Origin of the sequence: Pseudomonas sp. C9, from assembly GCF_002000165.1 — a bacterium.
In the GTDB taxonomy this organism is placed as follows: Bacteria; Pseudomonadota; Gammaproteobacteria; order Pseudomonadales; family Pseudomonadaceae; genus Aquipseudomonas.
This window is the reverse complement of record NZ_MPAK01000001.1, coordinates 2,841,571-2,861,634: the sequence shown is the minus strand read 5'-3', so window position 1 is coordinate 2,861,634 and position 20,064 is coordinate 2,841,571. Positions and strand designations below refer to the sequence as shown.

At 59.1% G+C, this 20,064-nt stretch carries 19 protein-coding genes; 7 read left to right on the top strand and 12 right to left on the bottom strand.

Translation table 11 applies throughout. The features are described 5' to 3' along the window. Positions 1 to 133: 133 nt before the first annotated feature. The 3 genes from BMS17_RS13355 to BMS17_RS13345 all read left to right on the top strand — a co-directional run bounded on the left by BMS17_RS13355 (position 134) and on the right by BMS17_RS13345 (position 2,396). Positions 134 to 886, top strand: coding sequence for a carbonic anhydrase (locus BMS17_RS13355; RefSeq protein WP_077432183.1), 753 nt, complete (start codon positions 134 to 136; stop codon positions 884 to 886). A gap of 92 nt (positions 887 to 978) precedes the next feature. Beyond that, entirely contained in the window at positions 979 to 1,611 is a 633-nt protein-coding gene (locus BMS17_RS13350; RefSeq protein ID WP_046032287.1) for a TetR/AcrR family transcriptional regulator, read from the top strand. Between the two features lie 20 nt (positions 1,612 to 1,631). Beyond that, positions 1,632 to 2,396, top strand: coding sequence for a hypothetical protein (locus tag BMS17_RS13345; protein WP_077431084.1), 765 nt, complete (start codon positions 1,632 to 1,634; stop codon positions 2,394 to 2,396). 54 nt (positions 2,397 to 2,450) lie between these two features. On the opposite strand, the gene BMS17_RS13340 is transcribed toward BMS17_RS13345, so the two are convergent. The 9 genes from BMS17_RS13340 to BMS17_RS13300 form a co-directional block, all read right to left on the bottom strand. Then, positions 2,451 to 2,666, bottom strand: coding sequence for a molybdopterin-binding protein (locus BMS17_RS13340; protein WP_003229256.1), 216 nt, complete (start codon positions 2,664 to 2,666; stop codon positions 2,451 to 2,453). 33 nt (positions 2,667 to 2,699) lie between these two features. Beyond that, positions 2,700 to 3,506, bottom strand: coding sequence for an aliphatic sulfonates ABC transporter ATP-binding protein (gene ssuB, locus BMS17_RS13335; RefSeq protein WP_077431083.1), 807 nt, complete (start codon positions 3,504 to 3,506; stop codon positions 2,700 to 2,702). Then, a complete protein-coding gene (gene ssuC, locus BMS17_RS13330) occupies positions 3,503 to 4,285 on the bottom strand; it encodes an aliphatic sulfonate ABC transporter permease SsuC (RefSeq protein ID WP_007942471.1) in 783 nt (260 codons plus the stop codon). The genes ssuB and ssuC overlap by 4 nt, the downstream gene beginning before the upstream one ends. Before the next feature lie 8 nt (positions 4,286 to 4,293). Beyond that, positions 4,294 to 5,442 (bottom strand): FMNH2-dependent alkanesulfonate monooxygenase, encoded by a 1,149-nt coding sequence (gene ssuD, locus BMS17_RS13325; RefSeq protein ID WP_077431082.1) that lies wholly within the window; start codon positions 5,440 to 5,442, stop codon positions 4,294 to 4,296. 25 nt (positions 5,443 to 5,467) lie between these two features. Continuing rightward, positions 5,468 to 6,448 (bottom strand): sulfonate ABC transporter substrate-binding protein, encoded by a 981-nt coding sequence (locus BMS17_RS13320; RefSeq protein ID WP_077431081.1) that lies wholly within the window; start codon positions 6,446 to 6,448, stop codon positions 5,468 to 5,470. 89 nt (positions 6,449 to 6,537) lie between these two features. Continuing rightward, on the bottom strand, positions 6,538 to 7,131 hold the full coding sequence (ssuE, locus tag BMS17_RS13315) for an NADPH-dependent FMN reductase (protein ID WP_046032281.1): 594 nt from the start codon (positions 7,129 to 7,131) through the stop codon (positions 6,538 to 6,540). Between the two features lie 325 nt (positions 7,132 to 7,456). After that, positions 7,457 to 8,095, bottom strand: coding sequence for a peroxiredoxin (locus BMS17_RS13310; protein ID WP_046032280.1), 639 nt, complete (start codon positions 8,093 to 8,095; stop codon positions 7,457 to 7,459). A gap of 292 nt (positions 8,096 to 8,387) precedes the next feature. After that, positions 8,388 to 9,728: an OprD family porin gene (locus tag BMS17_RS13305; protein WP_077431080.1), complete on the bottom strand. Its 1,341-nt coding sequence runs from the start codon at positions 9,726 to 9,728 to the stop codon at positions 8,388 to 8,390. 455 nt (positions 9,729 to 10,183) lie between these two features. Continuing rightward, positions 10,184 to 11,539 (bottom strand): OprD family outer membrane porin, encoded by a 1,356-nt coding sequence (locus BMS17_RS13300; protein WP_077431079.1) that lies wholly within the window; start codon positions 11,537 to 11,539, stop codon positions 10,184 to 10,186. Positions 11,540 to 11,902: 363 nt separating this feature from the next. On the opposite strand from BMS17_RS13300, the gene tauA reads away from it, so the two are divergent. Continuing rightward, positions 11,903 to 12,892: a taurine ABC transporter substrate-binding protein gene (tauA, locus tag BMS17_RS13295; protein WP_077431078.1), complete on the top strand. Its 990-nt coding sequence runs from the start codon at positions 11,903 to 11,905 to the stop codon at positions 12,890 to 12,892. 38 nt (positions 12,893 to 12,930) lie between these two features. Here the strand turns inward: tauA and argA are convergent, their stop codons facing one another. Beyond that, a complete protein-coding gene (gene argA / locus BMS17_RS13290) occupies positions 12,931 to 14,229 on the bottom strand; it encodes an amino-acid N-acetyltransferase (RefSeq protein ID WP_077431077.1) in 1,299 nt (432 codons plus the stop codon). Between the two features lie 168 nt (positions 14,230 to 14,397). Continuing rightward, entirely contained in the window at positions 14,398 to 15,558 is a 1,161-nt protein-coding gene (gene argE, locus BMS17_RS13285) for an acetylornithine deacetylase (RefSeq protein ID WP_077431076.1), read from the bottom strand. 157 nt (positions 15,559 to 15,715) lie between these two features. On the opposite strand from argE, the gene BMS17_RS13280 reads away from it, so the two are divergent. Beyond that, entirely contained in the window at positions 15,716 to 17,083 is a 1,368-nt protein-coding gene (locus BMS17_RS13280) for an inorganic triphosphatase (RefSeq protein WP_046032274.1), read from the top strand. Between the two features lie 122 nt (positions 17,084 to 17,205). Here the strand turns inward: BMS17_RS13280 and BMS17_RS13275 are convergent, their stop codons facing one another. After that, complete coding sequence (locus BMS17_RS13275) at positions 17,206 to 17,670, bottom strand: Lrp/AsnC family transcriptional regulator (RefSeq protein WP_046032273.1); 465 nt, start codon at positions 17,668 to 17,670, stop codon at positions 17,206 to 17,208. A gap of 126 nt (positions 17,671 to 17,796) precedes the next feature. Here BMS17_RS13275 and BMS17_RS13270 point away from each other — a divergent pair, with 126 nt between their 5' ends. Continuing rightward, positions 17,797 to 18,135 (top strand): hypothetical protein, encoded by a 339-nt coding sequence (locus BMS17_RS13270; protein ID WP_077431075.1) that lies wholly within the window; start codon positions 17,797 to 17,799, stop codon positions 18,133 to 18,135. 90 nt (positions 18,136 to 18,225) lie between these two features. Beyond that, positions 18,226 to 20,010: a GspE/PulE family protein gene (locus BMS17_RS13265; protein WP_077431074.1), complete on the top strand. Its 1,785-nt coding sequence runs from the start codon at positions 18,226 to 18,228 to the stop codon at positions 20,008 to 20,010. The last annotated feature ends 54 nt before the right edge of the window (positions 20,011 to 20,064 follow it).

The following is a 20,064-nucleotide window of genomic DNA, read 5'->3' as shown; positions in this document are numbered from 1 at the left end:
GCCCTCACCCAACGCTGCTTGTCAGCATCCGACAATCTCCAAGAAAGAACCTACAGACGTATCAACATTTGAATCTCAAACTTTGGGGCGCGGGCACTGTCCGACATCCCACTTGAATTGAGAGCCATTGAAATTGAAAAAACACCTTCTGGGCGTAGCCCTTTCACTGATCGGTACCGGCTTGTGCACCTCTGCCCTGGCCCGTAACGATCACACCTCCACCTGGTCTTACAGCGACCACTCCGGGCCGGAACACTGGAGCAACCTCAACAGCGACTACAAACTCTGCTCAACCGGCAAGGCGCAGTCACCTATCGACATCAGCAATGCGGTCAAGGCCAGCCTGGCGCCCCTGACATTCACCTATCGAGCAAGCCCGGTAACGGTCCTGAACAACGGCCATACCATTCAAGTGTCGCCAACGGACGCCGGCGGGATCACCTTGCCTTCCGGCGACTTCTCACTGGTGCAGTTGCACTTTCATACGCCCAGCGAGGAAAAAATCCAGGGCCGCGCCTACCCGCTCGATGCGCATTTCGTACATCGCAATGCGGCCGGCGAGTTAGCGGTGGTCGCCCTGTTGTTTGAAGAAGGTGCCTTCAACCCTGCACTGGAACCCATTCTCGCGGCAATGCCCAAGGAAGCAGGCGGCATGACGAAGCTGGAGATGCAAGACATCGCCGATCTGCTGCCGACCACCCGCCATTACTATTCCTACATGGGTTCTCTGACCACACCGCCGTGCAGCGAAGGGGTGCGCTGGCATGTCCTGACCCAACCGGTGCAATTGTCCCACGCCCAGTTGCAGGCTTTTCAGGCGTTGTACCCGATGAACGCACGCCCTGTTCAGCCCTTGAATGACCGAACCGTGAACGTCGGCGGCTGACCTTCCTTCTCCTGCCAGCCGGGCAGCGGTGCCCATACAGACAAGGTGTCAGTCGCCTCGTACAATGCCCGCTGCCCCCGCAGGAGACTTCGATGACCCGACTCGCCACCCCACGCAAACCCCGCGCCCGCAGCCAGGCGCGGATCGATACGATCCTCGATGCCGCCCGCACACTGCTGGCCGCCGAGGGCGTGGCCAGTCTGTCGATCTACAGTGTCGCCGAACGTGCGCAGATCCCACCCTCTTCCGTCTACCACTTTTTCGCCAGCGTACCGGCGCTGCTCGAAGCCTTGACGGCCGACGTCCACGCCGCGTTCCGCGCATGCCTGCAAGCCCCCATCGATCATGCGTCCCTCAACAGCTGGCGCGATTTGTCGCGACTGGTGGAACAACGCATGCTCGCGATCTACAGCGAGGATGCCGCCGCTCGCCAATTGATCCTCGCGCAGCATGGCCTTACCGAGGTCACCCAGGCTGACCGCCAGCACGACATCGAACTGGGCGACTTGATGCACAAACTCTTCGATCATCACTTCGAACTGCCGAAGTTGCCCACGGACGTCGACGTGTTTGCGCTGGCCATGGAGCTTGGCGACCGCGTCTACGCACGCTCGGTGCAACAACACGAGCAGATCACGCCACGCATGGCCGAAGAAGGCATGCGCGTATTTGATGCCTATCTGGGCCTGTACCTGCCGCCGTACCTGGCCAGGCGCGACGTATAACGCAACGAGGTGTTCTGCTCATGGCGCACGTACCCGACAACTACCTTGGCGTGTGGAAACGACGCCTGATCTCCTTCCAGTCCGGGCGCACCGACAGCGAAACGGCGGTGTACTGGCTGCAAACCCCACGCCTGTTTGCCGACCTGCGCATCCCGCCGGCCACGCTCGCGGCGCTGCCCCTGGAACAATTGAATCACGCGGACCTGTTGACCTTGAGCGAACAAAAGGGCTTCGCCGGTGTGACCGAGGTCGAAGGTGACATTTGCCAGTGGCATCGCAAACTCGACTATCAACCTGCCAGCGCCGAGCAGGACATCGGACACATGCACTTTGAAACCAGTGAGCGCCTGATCGAAACCGCCCTGGACGATGACTACTACGAAATATGGGAGCGACTGCCCGACTCTCGCGGCATCTGTCGTGGTCAGTGGTTGCAGGCTGCCAATGATCCAGTGCGAGTTGCCTGCCTGGTGTTGGCCGGCGATTACTTTCTGTTTGCCGCCAGCCGGATTGTCGCGCTGGCACCCGGCGGTCATTTGCGTGAGCACATGAGCGCTGCGGCAGCACACGAACTGCTCACGACTGAATTGTCCTTTGGTCGTCACCAGGGCGGGCAAACCCCGTGGCAGATCGACTATTCCACGTTGCCCGCGCTAACCGGCCAGCCCTTGTTGCCGGCAGACATCGACCCCAATGCGCAGGCGCTATTCAGCGACCCGCGCGTGCTGTCTTCGCTCGGCACTTATTCACCCGCTGCAGGTTGGCGCTGCGCCCCCGAGCCCTGACATAAAAAACCCCGAAGGGCTCACACCCTCCGGGGTTGTTGTTTGCCCACGGGCTTACAACTTGGCGATCGACACTTCGGTGGATTTCACAAACGCGATCACTTCACTGCCGACCACCAGTTCCAGCTCTTTCACCGAGCGTGTGGTGATCACTGAAGTGACAATTCCGGAGGCGGTCTGCACGTCGATTTCCGACAGCACGTCACCCAGCACGATTTCCTTGATGGAGCCTTTGAACTGGTTGCGAACGTTGATGGCTTTGATAGTCATGAGGTCAATTCCTGTCGTTGAGTAAGACTTGGGTCAGTGCGCCCAGCGCAATTGCGTAGGCAAGGGTGAAACGGGTTCCGGTGCCGGCGGCTCGCCGGGCAGTTCAAGTACGCGGTTGAGGACTTCAGTTTCCAGCGCCGCCAGCCGATGGGAGCCGCGAACCCGAGGGCGCGGCAGTTCCACGAGCAGGTCGAGGCCGACTTCGCCCTCTTCGATCAGGATCACCCGATCGGCAATCGCCACCGCTTCACTGACGTCGTGGGTCACCAGCAACACGGTGAAGCCATGCTTCTGCCAGAGCCGTTCGATCAGTTGCTGCATTTCGATTCGGGTCAGCGCGTCCAGCGCACCCAGCGGTTCGTCGAGCAACAGCAAGCGCGGTTGATGGATCAGCGCCCGTGCCAGGGCCACACGCTGTTTCTGTCCACCAGACAAGGCGGCAGGCCATTCATTGGCGCGATCGGCCAGGCCGACGGATTCCAGTGCTTCCAGTGCTTGCGGCCGCCAGTTGCCCTTGAGCCCGAGGCCGACGTTGTCGATAACCTTTTTCCAGGGCAGCAAACGCGCTTCCTGAAACATCAAGCGGGTGTCTTCTCGCGCATCACTCAGCGGCGCAGCGCCAGCGAGCAATACACCGCCCGTGGGTTGGTCGAGACCGGCTAGCAGGCGCAGCAAGGTACTTTTGCCGCATCCGCTACGACCGACCACGGCGACAAACTGCCCTGCCGGAATGTGCAGATCGATCTCGCGCAGCACTTGCCGTGAGCCAAAGGTTTTTTGCAGTTTGCGCACCACCAGCGGAATCCCGCGCAGCAGGCGTGGAGGTTGTTGAGCCGTCATGCCGCACCTCCTTTGGCAACCTGATAAGCCGGGTGCCAGCGCAGCCATACGCGCTCAAGTCCACGGGCCGCGAGGTCGGCCAGCTTGCCGAGTACCGCGTACAGCAGAATCGCCAGCACCACCACATCAGTCTGCAAAAACTCCCGGGCATTCATCGCCAGATAACCGATGCCGGAACTGGCGGAGATGGTTTCTGCGACGATCAGTGTCAGCCACATGAAGCCCAGGGCGAAGCGCACACCGACCAGAATCGAAGGCAACGCCCCCGGCAGGATCACCTGACGAAACAGGCTGAAGCCGGACAAGCCATAACTGCGTGCCATCTCCACCAGTGCCGGGTCGACGTTGCGAATGCCGTGATAGGTGTTGAGGTAAATCGGGAACAACGTGCCCAACGCCACCAGAAAAATCTTCGCCGACTCGTCGATGCCGAACCACAAAATCACCAGCGGAATCAGCGCCAGGTGCGGCACGTTGCGGATCATCTGCACCGAACTGTCGAGCAGGCGTTCGCCCCATTTCGACAGGCCGGTGATGAAGCCCAGTGCCAGACCGATGCCGCCACCGATGGTGAAGCCCAGCGCGGCGCGCCAGCCGCTGATTGCCAAGTGCGTCCAGATTTCGCCGCTGCTCACCAGACTGACACCGGCTTCGATCACCGCGATAGGTGCCGGCAGAATCCGTGTCGACAACCAGCCTGCCGACACCGACAACTGCCACACCGCCAGCAACAACACCGGCAACGCCCAAGGCGCGAGACTGTGGGTAATTTTCTTCATGGCGCGCCTCAGCTCTGGGACGCGGCTTTGGGAAGAATGTCGTTGGCAACCATTTCACCGAACGGGCTGACGTAACCCGCGCTTTTCGGCAACTCGGGACGCTCGATGTCGAGGTGCGGGAACAGCAATTCGGCTACGCGGTACGACTCTTCAAGGTGTGGATAACCGGAGAAAATGAAGGTGTCGATGCCCAAGTCCGCGTATTCCTTCACGCGAGCCGCCACGGTCGGACCGTCGCCAACCAATGCCGTACCGGCACCGCCACGCACCAGTCCGACACCGGCCCACAGGTTAGGGCTGACTTCCAGGTTGTCACGGCTGCCGCCATGCAGGGCGGCCATGCGCTGCTGGCCGACGGAATCGAAGCGTGCCAGAGAAGCCTGAGCGCGGGCGATGGTGTCGTCGTCCAGATGCGAGATCAGTTTGTCAGCCGCTTGCCACGCCTCGGCATTGGTCTCGCGAACGATCACATGCAGGCGGATACCGAAGCGCACGGTACGACCGAGCTTCGCCGCTTTGGCGCGCACTTGCTCGATCTTCTCGGCGACGGCGGCCGGTGGTTCGCCCCAGGTCAGGACCATTTCCACTTGCTCTGCCGCGAGGTCTTGCGCCGCTTCCGACGAGCCGCCGAAGTACAGCGGCGGACGCGGTTGCTGGATCGGTGGATAGAGCAACTTCGCCCCTTTCACACTGATGTGCTGACCGTCGTAGTCAACGGTTTCGCCTTCCAGCACGCGACGCCAGATGCGGGTGAATTCCACCGAGGCCTGATAGCGCTCTTCGTGGCTGAGGAACAAGCCATCGCCGGCCAGTTCTTCCGGATCGCCACCGGTCACCAGGTTAAACAGTGCACGCCCACCCGACAGACGATCCAGGGTCGCTGCCTGACGCGCCGCCACCGTCGGGGAAATGATCCCGGGGCGCAGCGCGACAAGGAATTTCAAACGCTGGGTCACCGGGATCAGCGACGCGGCCACCAGCCACGAGTCTTCGCAGGAACGCCCGGTGGGAATCAGCACCCCGCCGAAACCCAGACGATCCGCCGCCTGCGCGACTTGTTGCAGGTAACCGTGGTCGACGGCGCGAGCGCCTTCGGCGGTGCCAAGGTAATGGCCATCGCCGTGGGTAGGCAGGAACCAGAAAATATTGAGGCTCATGGAGTGGTCTCCTTGGGGAATCGAGTTACTGGGCTTTGGTGACTGAGCTTTGGGCAACGGTTGCCGGTGGCGTCCAGATCACGTCTTTGATGCTCAGCTGTTTCGGTATCAGCTTGAGCTCGTAAAAGCTGTCGGCGATTTTCTGTTGGGCGGCGACCACTTCAGGTGTGAGGAACAACGCACCGAAGCCCTGGCGTTTCATCGAGGTCAGGGTGATGTCCGCCGGCAAACCCAGCAGTGGCGAAACCTGCTGGGTGACGTCTTCCGGATTGGCCTTGGACCATTCACCGACGGCGCGCACTTCTTCGACGAGGGACTTGATCACCTCAGGATTTTTCTGCGCGTAAGGTTTGCTTGCGAGGTAGAACTGATGGTTGTCGACGATGCCCTGGCCATCGCGCAGGGTGTGCGCTTGCAGTTGTTTTTCAGCGGCGGCCTGGTACGGGTCCCAGATGACCCAGGCGTCGACGCTGCCACGTTCAAAGGCAGCGCGGGCATCGGCCGGCGGCAGGAACACGGTCTGGATGTCGGTGTATTTGAGGCCGGCGTCTTCCAGCGCACGTACCAGCAAGTAGTGCACGTTGGAGCCTTTGTTGAGCACGACTTTCTTGCCCTTGAGGTCCTTCACCGATTTGATCGGCGAATCCTTCGGCACCAGGATCGCTTCAGCGTGCGGTGCAGGGGGTTCGTAGGCGACGTAGAGTAAATCGGCGCCAGCAGCCTGGGCGAATACCGGTGGAGTTTCGCCCGTCACACCGAAATCGATAGAGCCGACATTCAGGCCTTCGAGCAGTTGCGGGCCGCCGGGGAACTCAGTCCATTGCACGTCCACGCCTTGGGCGGCGAGGCGTTTCTCCAGTGTGCCTTTGGCTTTGAGCAGTACCAGGGTGCCGTACTTTTGATAACCGATTCGCAACGTCTCGGCTTGAGCTTGAGTAATGGCGCCGAAGGACACAGCCGCAACAAACAGAGCGACCAGACCACGACGCAAAATGACAGTGCGCATAGCGCTCTCCTTTTTGCTGTTGGGTTTTGGCTGCACCTGCTTGGCCGTTGGCGGCTGAGTAAGGTGAGTACTGCAATTTCGGGCGAGGTTTAAATGCTCCAGCGAGCACTCAACAAACGTTCATTCAACAGGTTCGGATCGAGCGGCTTGGGCCGTCTCGCCATGGCGCTGAGAAACTGTTCCAGCGCTTCGTTCAATCGTTGTTCAAGTTGCGGCGTCAATTGCGCCTGGGCGCTGCCTTCGCCGTAAGCGATCTGGCTGTCCTCGGCAAAAATCCCCTGCAGCATTTCCTGAGCTTTCAGCGCCGACAGCACCGGTTTGAGCGCGTAATCCACCGCCAGCATGTGGGCGATGCTGCCGCCGGTGGCCATTGGCAACACCACCTTGTGGCTCAGTGCGCGTTCGGGCAGCAAGTCCAGCACGGTTTTCAGTGCACCCGAGAACGACGCCTTGTAAACCGGTGTGGCAATCAGCAGGCCGTCTGCGTTTTCAATTTGTTGAAGCAGGTCAACCACCTTGGGGCTGTCGAAGCGTGCGTGCAGCAGGTCTTCGGCCGGGAAGTCGCGAACCTGGTAACTCACCACTTCCACCCCTTGCTCTTGCAACCAGCGCTTGGAGCGCTCCAGCAACACGCCGGAACGGGAGCGTTGGCTAGGACTGCCACCGAGTGAGACGACCAACATTCAAAAGATTCCTTGAGCGGTACTAGCGATTCGCGGCTTGCGATCTCGCTGTGATGGGAGTGACCTTAACAGGTGATTTATATATCCATAAATCATATTTATTCATTTGGTTATTCGATATGGAGATATATAAAAGACGGATTTCAAGGCATAAAAAAAGGCCGTCGAAACGGCCTGAAAACCCCTGCTTTGCGGTATTGGGTGATCGTTCCCACGCTCTGTGTGGGAATGCAGCCCGTGACGCTCCGCGTCACTGGACGCGGAGCGTCCCTAGAGGCATTCCCACGCGGAACGGGGGGAACGATCAACAACAAGACTTCAATGGTTACCTGTTCGGCTGCGGCGTCAGACGCAAGTACGGTTTCACCGCACGGTAGCCCTTGGGAAAGCGTTTGCTGATTTCATCTTCATCCTTGAGCGATGGCACGATCACCACGTCATCACCGTCCTGCCAGTTGGCCGGGGTGGCGACTTTGTAGTTGTCGGTGAGCTGCAGCGAGTCGATCACCCGCAGGATTTCGTGGAAATTTCGACCGGTACTCGCCGGGTAGGTGATGGTCAGCCGAATTTTTTTGTTCGGGTCGATCACGAACAGCGAGCGCACAGTCAGGGTGTCGTTGGCGTTTGGGTGGATCAGGTCGTAAAGGTCCGACACCTTGCGGTCGGCGTCGGCGAGGATCGGAAAGTTGACGAGCGTGTTCTGGGTTTCGTTGATGTCTTCGATCCACCGGTGGTGCGAGTCCACCGGATCAACCGACAGGGCGATGGCTTTCACGCCACGCTCGGCAAACGCCTCCTTGAGCCTGGCGGTAAACCCCAGCTCCGTGGTGCACACCGGGGTGAAGTCTGCCGGATGGGAAAACAGCACGCCCCAGCTATCGCCCAACCATTCGTGGAAACGGAGGGTGCCGGCGCTGGAATCCTGTTCAAAGTCGGGGGCGATGTCGCCCAGTCTGAGGCTCATGGTGCTGCTCCTGATGAGTGCGTGTTGAGCTCAACTGTGCCTGCATTTCTCAATGATTAAAAAGAATAAATATCGATTTATTTAGACCATAAACGAATATTAAATATCTGTTCACTGGACCTGTGCAGGTAACGCACCGAACATCGCCCATAAGGTTCGAGAAGGCCTTGAGTGCTGCAAAAGAGGGGAATTTCAAGGCGGGATTACGGGGGTGACTCCGCCTTGAAACGCAAAAGCCCCGCCGGGCGAGATGCCGGGCGGGGCTTTTTTTGTCTCGGTTACGCGAGCGCTATTACAACAGCGGGATCGAGTAGCTGAGGATCAGGCGGTTTTCGTCCTGGGAGCGAGTGTTCGGCAGGTCGGTGCGCCACATAGCGTTTTTCCAGGCCAGGCCAAGGTTTTTCAGCGGGCCTTCCTGTACGACGTAGGCAACGTTCAAGTCGCGTTCCCACTCGGAAGCGCCGTTAGCGGCCACGCCGCCTTTGGCGTTAGAGGTGTCGATGTCGTCACCGTGCAGGTAAACCATACCTGCCGTCAGGCCAGGCACGCCGACCTTGGCGAAGTCGAACGAGTAGCGTGCTTGCCAGGTTTTCTCGCCAGCACGGGCGAATTTCTGGATTTGCGAATCGGTGATGATGTAGGCCGACGAACCGTCACCCTGGTTCAGCCAAGGGAAGTCGCTGCTGCCGTTGCTGACCTGGTAACCGCCACCGAAGGTATGACCGGCAACGGAGTACAGGAACAGGCCGCTGTACAGGTTGTTGTCGACCTTGCCTTTACCGCTTGGCGCGTTGTAGTTGCCAGTGCTGTAGTACAGCGGGTCGTGGCTGTTTGCGCCGTCGTCAGAGCTGTTGAAGTAACGGAAGTCCGACTTCAACACACCCGGGCCGATTGCCCAGTTGTGCAACAGACCCACGAAGTGTTGCTGGTAGAACTCTTCCAGGTTGCCGTAGTAGTACTGGGCCGTCAGGTCCTTGGTGATTTTGTAGTCACCACCGGCATAGTAAAACTTGTTGCTGTCGCGGAATTTGGTACCACGCGTGTTCGCGCCCGAAATCGACATCTGTTCGTTGTTGCTGGAGTTACGACCTTTAACGGCTTCGATCTGACCACCGATCAGCGTCAGGTCTTTGATGTCACCGGAAGAGATCTGGCCACCCTGCCAGGTTTGTGGCAGCAGACGACCATCGTTGGTCACGATGACCGGCAGTTTTGGCTGCAAAGTACCCAGCTTCAGTTCGGTCTGAGAGACCTTGGCCTTGGCAGTCAGGCCCAGGCTGGAGAAGTCATCAACCGCTTCGCCATTGGACTTGCTTGGGAACACCGTGCCGCCGTAGGAGGTCGCCGTGGCGCCGTTGGTGCCGCCGCCCGAATCCAGCTTGACGCCCAGCAGGCCGATCGCGTCGATACCGAAGCCGACAGTGCCCTGGGTGTAACCGGAGATGAAGCGCAGATCAAAACCCTGGCCCCATTCTTCGTTTTTGTTCGGACCGGTACCGTCACGGTAGTCGGTGTTGATGTAGAAGTTACGCAGCCCCAGGGTGGCCTTGCTGTCTTCGATGAAACCGGCGGCGCCTGCCTGCTGCGCCAAAACCCCAACGGCCACAGCCATGGCCAAGGTGGACTTGTTCATTGTTTCGCTCCTCTCATTTTTTAATTCTTGTGTTCCTGGCCCTGAGTCGATTGCCCTGGGTCCAGAAAGCGCAATGTGTGCCGAAGCTTCTAGCCCGGTCGTTTTGGCCGCGCAGGATACAACGTCATAAAGCTAAAAAGAATTTCATCTTTATTTCTCATAGCTTCAAGGAATATGCCTGGGCAGCACAGAGTCGAGGTATCGGCTAAAAAGCCGAATCCTTAACCTGTTTGATTAACGGGGGAACATTGCTCGCTCCGAAACCCGTGACGAGTGCCGGACGGGCCTACTTTAGGTGAGCACAGTAAAAACTAAAAAGAATAAAAAATAATTGACTGCGGTCATTTTGGAATATGAGAAAGCAAAAAAAGCCTCGCCGGTAAGGGCGAGGCTTTTTTGTTTGCCTGTCTCGTCCTGAATCAGGTTTACACCTGTTTCAGGAACCAGACGGCCTGTTACAAGAAGCTGTAGGTGTAGTTGAAGATCAGACGGGTCTGGTCTTGATCAAGGGTGCTGGTGTTGCCACGGTAGGTACCGTGACGCAGCGTCGTACCAAACCCTTTCAGTGCACCCGTTTGAATCACGTAGTCCACACGTGCGTCGGTCTCGTGCTCACTCAGGTCTTTACCAGTACCGTTGGTTGCCTTGATGTCCTGGCCATTCAAGTAAGAAATCGAAGCTTTCAAACCTGGGACGCCCAGGGAGGCGAAGTCATAGGAGTACTGACCGAACGTGGTGTTTTCACCGGCACGGATGAAGCTGCCCACTGTGGCATCGGTAAACGAGTAGAAGCTGGCGCCGCCAGCACCTTCTTGACGACCTTTGTCATCGATAAGGTTGCCTTGGTTCAGGAAAACAAAGCCGCCGTCATCGTTGACGCGCTGGTGACCCAGCAGGAATGCGTTGCCACCCAGGGTGTAGGTGAACATACCGCTCCAGGTCTTGTTATCGACCTCGCCCGGAGTCTTGGCGAATCCGTTGTTGTTGTTGAAGCGGTAGCCGACGTCGCCGTTCTTGCCATCAGAGCTGCTGTCGAAGTAGCGGAAATCCGACTTGAACGACTGCTTGGCATCGATCGTCCAGACGTGCACCAAGCCCAGGAAGTCCTGTTTGTAGTAATCCTGCAGATTCGCATGGTAGTACTGCAGGGTCAGGTCTTTGGTTACTTTCCAGTCAGCACCGGCGTAACGGAACTGGTTGCTGTCCTGAGTACCGCCCGCCACTGCCATGCCGGTGCTGTTGGAGGAGGCGCGGCCCGACGCGTGCTCCAGCTGACCCAGGTTGATGGTTACGTTGTCGATTTCCTTCGAGGAGATCGTGCCACCTTCAAAGGTTTGTGGCAGCAAACGGCTGTCGTTCGCGATCAGGATCGGCAGGTTGGGTGCCAGAGCGCCACCCAGGTGGGCTTCGGTCTTCGAGAAGCGCGCCTTGACGTTGCCATCCAGACGGCTCCACTCGTCGGCCGAATGATCGCCATCGCTAGGGAAGAACGAGTTAGCGTTACCCGTCGGGTGATGCCCCTTGCCGCCGTCCAGGTGGATACCCACCAGAGCCTGGGCGTCGATACCAAAACCTACGGTACCTTGGGTGAAACCGGACAGGTAATCGAACTTGAGACCTTCAGCGGTTTCTCGCTGACGGTTAGCAGCAAGCTTGTTATTTGGAGCGTTCAGATGTGAACGTATATCGGCGTCGTAGTACATGGTCCGCGAACTAACGGAAGCCTTGCTGTCTTCCAGGAAACCGGCGGCGCCTGCCTGCTGCGCCAAAACCCCTACGGCCACGGCCAGGGCCAAGGTGGACTTGTTCATTGTAAAACTCCTCTCGTTTCTAATTCTTGTGTTCCTGGCCCCGGTTCTTTGCCCGGGATCCTAAGATGCGCGATTAGCGCCAGACCGTGACCCACAAGTCAATCGTAACTATATGTGTCTACGACCATGGTCTAATCCCCCCGTTTTTTGGTCCATGCAGGTCATGAGTTCGTCATAAACCTGAAAAGAACTACCTGAGCCTTTTCTCATACCGTTTAGGAATTAAGCTCTAAATGACTGATAAATCCCGGAATAGAGCCACCCACTCATAAGCTAATTCCTAAATGGTATTTATTAGCAGTTTTTTAGATCGTTTAGCGTTTGAAGCAATTCGGAAACAAACCCCCACCGAAAGGCGACGCCATGACGACCAAACGCGCACTATCCGGCTCAATTGTTACAGTTTGTGTATCGCTGCTGTTTTCTCTGTCCACTCAGGCGGCCAACCTGACTGTTGGGTATCAAACCGGTATCGACCCCAGCAAAGTCCCCCAGGCCGATGGTCTGTACGAGCAAGCCATCGGCCAGAAAATCGACTGGCGCCGATTCAACAGCGGCCCCGAAGTGGTGACCGCCATCGCCTCCGGTGACGTGCAGATCGGCAACCTCGGCTCCAGCCCGTTGGCCGCAGCCGCCTCGCGCAACCTGCCGATTGTGGCGTTCATCGTGTCCGCCCAGATCAATGCGGCTGAAGCCCTCGTGGTGCGCAACGGCAGCGGCATCGAGAAACCACAAGATCTGATCGGCAAGACCATCGCCACACCGTTCGTTTCAACCTCTCACTACAGCTTGCTTGGCGCACTCAAGCACTGGGGCCTGGACGCCTCGAAAGTCAAAGTGGTCAATTTGCAGCCAGCGGAAATCGCGGCGGCGTGGAAGCGTGGTGATATTGATGGTGCGTTTGTCTGGTCCCCGGCGCTGGGGGAAATTCGCAAGACTGGCAAGACGCTGACCGATGCCGCGCAGGTCGGTCAGTGGGGGGCGCCGACCTTTGAGGTCTGGGTCGCGCGTAAGGATTACGCCGAGAAACACCCTGAGGTGGTGGCCAAATTTGCCAAAGTCACCCTGGATTCGTTCGCCGATTACGCCGCACATAAAGACAGCTGGACAGCCGACTCGGTGCCCGTGCAGAAAATCGCCAAACTGACCGGTGCCAACGCTGCCGACGTACCGGAGTTGCTGGCCGGCTCTGCATTCCCGGATGCCAAGGCCCAGCAGACCACCGCGCTACTGGAGGGCGGTACGGCCAAGGCGATTGGCGAAACGGCAAAGTTCTTGAAGGAGCAAGGGAAGGTTGAAACGGTGCTGCCGGATTATTCGGCGTATGTCAGTGCGAAGTTTGTGGCGCAGTAACGGATCGTTCCCACGCTCTGCGTGGGAACGATCATGAATTACAGGGTCTTTTCGAAGATCTTCGAATTACGCTGATAGTTATACAGCGACGCCCGCGCCGATGGCAGGCGCTCGACGCTGCTCGGCACAAACCCGCGCTCGCGGAACCAGTGAGCAGTCCGGGTGGTGAGCACGAACAACGTTTTCAAGCCCTGAGCCCGTGCGCGGGTTTCAATGCGCTCCAGCAGTTCATCCCCGCGACCGCCATGGCGATATTCCGGGTTCACTGCCAGACACGCCAGCTCCCCGGCGTCCGAATCAGCAATCTGGTACAGCGCCGCACAGGCGATGATCATCCCTTCGCGTTCAACCACGCTGAATTGCTCGATCTCACGCTCCAGCACCTCACGGGAACGACGCACCAGAATCCCCTGCTCTTCCAGCGGGCTGATCAGATCCAGCAAACCGCCGACGTCTTCGATCGCGGCTTCACGCACCACCTCGAATTGCTCCTGCGCCACCAGCGTACCGCCACCGTCGCGGGTGAACAGCTCGGTCAGCAACGCACCGTCTTCGGCGTAGCTGACGATGTGGCTGCGCGCGACGCCGCCCCGGCACGCTTCAGCGGCCGCATCCAACAGCTCGGCCTGATAGTTGCTGCCCAATCGCTGTAGATGCGCCGGCACTTGTTGCGGACGCAATTCGCGCACCAGTCGACCGTTTTCATCGATCAAACCCAGGTCCGCGCCGAACAGCAGCAGCTTGTCCGCGCCCAGATCGATGGCCGCGCGCGTAGCGACGTCCTCGCAGGCGAGGTTGAATATTTCACCGGTCGGCGAGTAGCCCAAAGGAGACAGCAGCACGATGGAGCGCTCGTCCAGCAGGCGGTTGATACCTTTGCGGTCGACCCGGCGCACTTCGCCGGTGTGGTGATAATCAACGCCTTCCAGCACACCAATCGGCCGCGCGGTGACCAGGTTGCCGCTGGCCACCCGCAGGCGCGAGCCCTGCATCGGCGACGAGGCCATGTCCATGGACAGGCGCGCTTCAATGGCAATACGCAACTGGCCGACCGCATCGATCACGCACTCCAGCGTCGCGGCATCGGTGATGCGCATGCCGTGGTGGTAATGCGGGGTCAGCCCACGCGCGGCGAGGCGGGTTTCAATTTGCGGACGGGAACCATGAACCAGCACCAGTCGCACCCCCAGGCTGTGCAACAGCACCAGGTCGTGGACGATATTGCCGAAGTTCGGATGCTCCACCCCATCGCCTGGGAGCATGACGACGAACGTGCAATCGCGGTGGGCATTGATGTAAGGCGAAGCGTGACGAAGCCAATTAACGTAGTCGGGCATGAACCTGGGCCTGTAATAAATAGCAGCCAAAAAAAGGGCGAAACAAAAAATGCACAACGGGCTGATGGTTATCGTCGGAACAGGCTTGGCGACACGCGCGCTCTCCTCATGAATACGGGTTGGGACACTGGCAATTTATACGTCAAAACACAGAACCTGTGGGAGCGCTCAACCGGCTGGCATTGGGGCTGTCAGGCAGTAATGTTGAATCAACTGACGTAATAGATGCACCGTAGGCTGCAAACGTGACATTTCAAGGTATTCCCCCGGCTGGTGCGCGCAGGCGATATCACCCGGGCCGAGCACCAGTGTTTCGCAGCCAAGGCGCTGAAGATAAGGCGCTTCGGTGCCGAACGCCACTGCTTCGGCAACATGACCGGTGAGCTTTTCAGCGACGCGCACCAGTTCCGAGTCTTCGGCTTGTTCGAAGGGCGGCACCTCGGGGAACAGCGGCGCGTAATCGATCTTCACCTGATGGCGTTCGGCAACCGGTTGGAGCCGCTGCAAAATCTCCGCGCGCAGCGCCTTGGGGTCCATGCCCGGCAATGGCCGCAGATCGAACTCCAGTGAACATTGCCCGCAAATGCGGTTGGGGTTGTCGCCGCCATGAATACAGCCGAAATTCAGTGTCGGCGTCGGTACGCCGAACTGCGGGTTACGAAACTCTCGTTGCCATAACAGGCGCAATCCCCGCAGTTCGCCAATCGCATCGTGCATCGCTTCAAGGGCGCTGTGGCCCAGGCGTGGATCAGAGGAATGGCCGCTCTGACCGAGGATGTCGATGCGTTCCATCATGATGCCTTTGTGCATGCGGATCGGCTTCAGGCCGGTCGGCTCGCCGATGACCGCAGCCCGGCCCAACGGGCGACCGGCCTGGGCCAGGGCGCGGGCACCGGACATCGAGCTTTCTTCGTCGCAGGTGGCGAGGATCATCAGCGGTTGTTTGAACGGCTGGTCGAGCAATGGCAGAACGGCTTCGATGGCCAGGGCAAAAAAGCCTTTCATGTCGCAGCTGCCCAGGCCCACCCAACGGCCGTCCACTTCGGTCAGTTTCAACGGGTCGGTTTGCCACAACGCACCATCGAACGGCACGGTGTCGCTGTGACCGGCCAGCACCAGGCCACCGGGGCCGGAACCATAACTGGCCAGCAGATTGAACTTGCCGGGGCTGACCTGCTGGATGTCGCAGGCAAAACCCAAATCACCCAGCCACGTCGCCAGCAAATCGATCACCGGACGGTTGGTTTGATCCAGGCTCGATTGGGTACAGCTGACGGAGGGTGCAGCGATCAGCGCAGCGAACTGATCTTTCATGGACGGCAAAGGCATCGCTGACTCCCAACTCCCGAAGTGAAGTCCATCATAGAACCATCCGGTGACAGGAATAAACCGTCGCGGCGCGTACCCGCTGCGAGTCCTGTACACTGCACGACCTTGGCAGCCACACATTCCCCCGGCTGCGCTCCCGATCCTGGATTTTCCGGCCATGCAGAAAGAAACCGAAATCAAGCTCCGCGTCAGCCGCGAAACCCTCGCTGCCCTGCGCGAGCACCCGCTCCTGAAAAAACGCAACAAAAGTGGCTGGGAACGCCGTGAGTTGATGAACCAGTACTTCGACACGCCAGAGCGCGACCTGGCCCGCGCCAAGGTTGCCCTGCGCCTGCGCCGCGACGGCGAGGAAGTGATCCAGACGCTCAAGACCCGTGGCCAGAGCGTCGCCGGTCTGTCCGAGCGCAATGAATACGACTGGAACCTGCCCAAAGCCAAGCTCGACCTGAAGAAACTCGACGGCGAATGCTGGCCCGAGGAACTGGCCGAGCTGGACAAGAAAACCCTCAAGCCGATCTTCACCACCGACTTCGTTCGCGAACGCGCTGAAATCGCCTGGGGCCGTGGCAAGACCAAAGTGGTCATCGAAGCCGCGCTGGACTTTGGCCATGTGATCGTCGGCAAGCAGAAAGAAGAAATCTGCGAGCTGGAACTCGAACTGCGTGAAGGCGAGCCGGCCGCGCTGCTGGAACTGGCCGCCGAACTGGCCGAGAAACTGGCGCTGATGCCGTGCGACATCAGCAAGGCCGAACGCGGCTATCGCCTGTACGACGCCAACAGCTATTCGTTGAGCTTGCCGGCGCCGCAGATCACCGCCGAAACCCTGCTGGACGATGCCTTCGCCGCATTGAGCTGGCATTTGCTGGGCAGCAGCCAGCGTCTGGCCGAGCAATATCGCTTCAACGGCCACTGGCGTCTGTTGCAGGACTGGGTTGAAAACCTCGCCGAACTGCGCGCATTGCTCAGCAGCCTGGGCCAGGCCGCTCCACGTCAATCGACCCACGATCTGCGCCTTGCGCTGGATGCGTTGCTGGAAGACTGGCGTCCGCTGGTACAAGCCGGTCTGGACGACGAAGACGTGCGCAAAGCGGCACCGGAGCAGTTCCTCGAAGAACTCGAAGACCCGCGCTGGGGCCTGTTCTCGCTGAACACCTCGCGCTGGTTGCTGGCCCGTACCTGGGCAGCCGATCGCAACGTGCGTGGCAATCGCCAGGGCGCCGCGCAACTGGGCAGTTGGTTGCCACGCCTGCTGGGTGAAGAAGCGACCTCCCTGCAATTGCAGCGTTACCAGCAACAGCCGGAAGATCTGGCCGAGCAATTGCCGCGCATCGAGCGTATCCAGTCCTGGTTGCACCATGCCCGTCACGTGCTGGACATCCCGGAAATGGATCGCCTGTACGGTGAATTGAAGCAGCTTGCCCTGCTAGCTAACGAGCCGATCACCGATGAATCGCTGGATGCGCGCAAGCAGCAGGCGATTGCGGTTTATCAGAATCGAGCCTGGAAAATGCTGCTGCGTATGTAATACCGCCATCGCGGGCAAGCCTCGCTCCTACAGGTTTTGTGTCAAACCCAATTGGGAGACCGACTCGAATTCTGTAGGAGCAAGGCTGCCCGCGATGAGGCCAGCCGGTTCACCTCAAAACCTCAGACCGGCAAACTCGTCGTGGATTTGATTTCAGATAACGCCACGATCGAGTTGACCTCCTGTATCCCCGGCACCATCGACAGTTTTTCAAAGAAAAATCGCTCGTACGCCTCAATGTCCGCCGTGACAATGCGCAGCAAAAAATCCACCGACCCCATCAGCACATAACACTCCAACACTTCGGGAAAGCCGCGAATCGCCTCGGTGAATTCGGTGAAGTTCGAGCGTCCGTGCGCGTTGAGTTTGATTTCAGCGAAGATCTGCGTGTTCAGGCCGATCTTCTTGCGATCAAGCAAGGTCACCTGCCCACGAATGATCCCCTCCTCTTTCATCCGCTGAATCCGTCGCCAGCACGGCGACTGCGAGAGCCCCACCTGTTCGGCGATCTGTGCACTGGAAAGCGAAGCGTCCTCTTGCAGCAACGCGAGAATCTTGCGGTCGTAGCTATCCAACTCGCTTTGCATAGAAAAACCTTATATCGCTGTTTTTATGAATTACACGATTCGATAAATCGCCAATAACCCCAATCATAGATAAGAAATGTCCGGCAACGAATGTAAAAATTCCTCCAGTGATTTTGGAGTCCGACCATGCCGCATCTAGAAGCCGTTCATACCCCGCCCACCCGTACCGATGTCTGGAACGCCAGCAACGCCCACTGCCGTGTTCATTATCAACTGCTGGCCGAAGCCGAACCGGATGTGCTGTGCCGGGCGCTCAATCTGTTCGCGTTGCAGTTTCTGACACCGCAGCAGGTCAACGTACAGCGCCAGGACGATGTGCTGGCGATCGACCTCGTCATGGACGGTCTGAGTTGGCACCGCGCCCAAGTGATCGCGCACAAACTGCGTAACCTGATCAGCGTCTGCTCGGTCGACGTGCAGCCGGCGGATGCGACGTGGGATGAGCCGTCCCAGGCGATGGGCTGAAAAACCTCGACACGGCTTTGTCCGGTAGTGGCCCAACGGTCGACGGGTCCACGACTATCCTTGGCGGACTGTTGTTCATGAGGAGCCCGCATGTCCGTTCAACTTGCCTTTCAGGACCGCTGGCTGGATCTCAATGATTTGCTGCGCGAACTGGTCGCCCAAGGCTTTATCAGTCAGGACTCGGCCGAGAACGCGCTAAACGCCCGACGCCGCCACGCCGCCAATGGCCAGATACACCCGCTGGAATTCATTGCCGGCCAACACCTCGACGATCTCAGCCGTCCCGGCAAGCACCTGGACCTGGAAAGCCTGACCTTGTGGCTGGCGCAACAGGCCGGCCAGCCTTACTTGCGTATCGATCCGCTGAAGATCAACGTCGCGGCCATCACGCCGCTGATGTCCTACGCCTTTGCCCAGCGCCACAAGATTCTCGCGGTGTCCATCGACCGCGACGCGGTGACCGTGGCCAGCGCCCAGCCTTACGTCAGCGGCTGGGAAGCCGACCTGACCCACGTGTTGAAGCTGCCGATCAAACGGGTCGTGGCCAACCCGGTCGACATCCAGCGCTTCAGCGTGGAGTTTTTTCGCCTGGCCAAATCGGTCAGCGGTGCGAGCAACGCCGAACAGCAGACCTCGACCCTGGGCAACTTCGAACAACTGCTCAACCTCGGCGCCAGCGACCAGGAGCCGGATGCCAACGACGCGCACATCGTCAACATCGTCGACTGGCTGTTCCAGTACGCCTTCCAGCAACGCGCCAGTGATATCCACATCGAACCCCGGCGCGAGCAAGGCACGGTGCGTTTTCGCATCGACGGCGTGTTGCACAACGTCTATCAATTCCCGCCACAGGTGACCATGGCCATCGTCAGTCGCCTGAAAAGCCTGGGGCGGATGAACGTCGCGGAAAAACGCAAACCCCAGGACGGCCGGGTGAAAACCAAGACCCCGGACGGCGGTGAAGTCGAACTGCGGCTGTCGACATTGCCGACCGCGTTCGGCGAAAAAATGGTCATGCGAATCTTCGACCCGGAAGTGCTGCTCAAGGACTTCGACCAGTTGGGTTTTTCCACCGAAGACCTGCGCCGATGGCAGGACATGACCCGACAGCCCAACGGCATCATCCTGGTCACCGGGCCCACGGGTTCGGGCAAGACCACCACGCTGTACACCACGCTCAAGAAACTGGCGACGCCAGAGGTCAACCTCTGCACTATCGAAGACCCGATTGAAATGGTCGAGCCCGCGTTCAACCAGATGCAGGTCCAGCACAACATCGACCTGACCTTCGCGGCCGGCGTGCGCGCGCTGATGCGGCAAGACCCGGACATCATCATGATCGGCGAGATACGCGACCTCGAAACCGCCGAAATGGCGATTCAGGCGGCGCTCACCGGACACTTGGTGCTGTCGACGTTACACACCAACGACGCACCGAGTGCGATCAGTCGCCTGCTGGAACTCGGCGTGCCGCACTACCTGATCAAAGCCACCGTGCTGGGCGTCATGGCCCAGCGCCTGGTGCGCACCTTGTGCTCCCATTGCAAGGCGCCGCTGACGTTGGAAGAAGAGGATTGGCAAACCCTGACCAAACCTTGGCAAGCCCCTCTGCCCACCAACGCCCAACGTGCCATCGGCTGTCTCGAATGCCGCGACACCGGTTATCGCGGCCGCGCCGGGGTGTACGAAATCATGCAACTGACGGACGGCGTCAAAGCGTTGATCAATCCCGACACCGACTTGCTGGCGATCCGGCGTCAGGCATTCAAGGAAGGCATGCGCAGCTTGCGGCTATCGGGGGCGCAGAAGGTCGCAGCGGGCTTGACCACGCTCGAAGAGGTATTACGAGTGACGCCACAGAGCGAACAAAAGTAAACGCGCCGCCACGGAACTCGATGGGGGGTTGGCTATCCAAGGCCGCAGTTAACC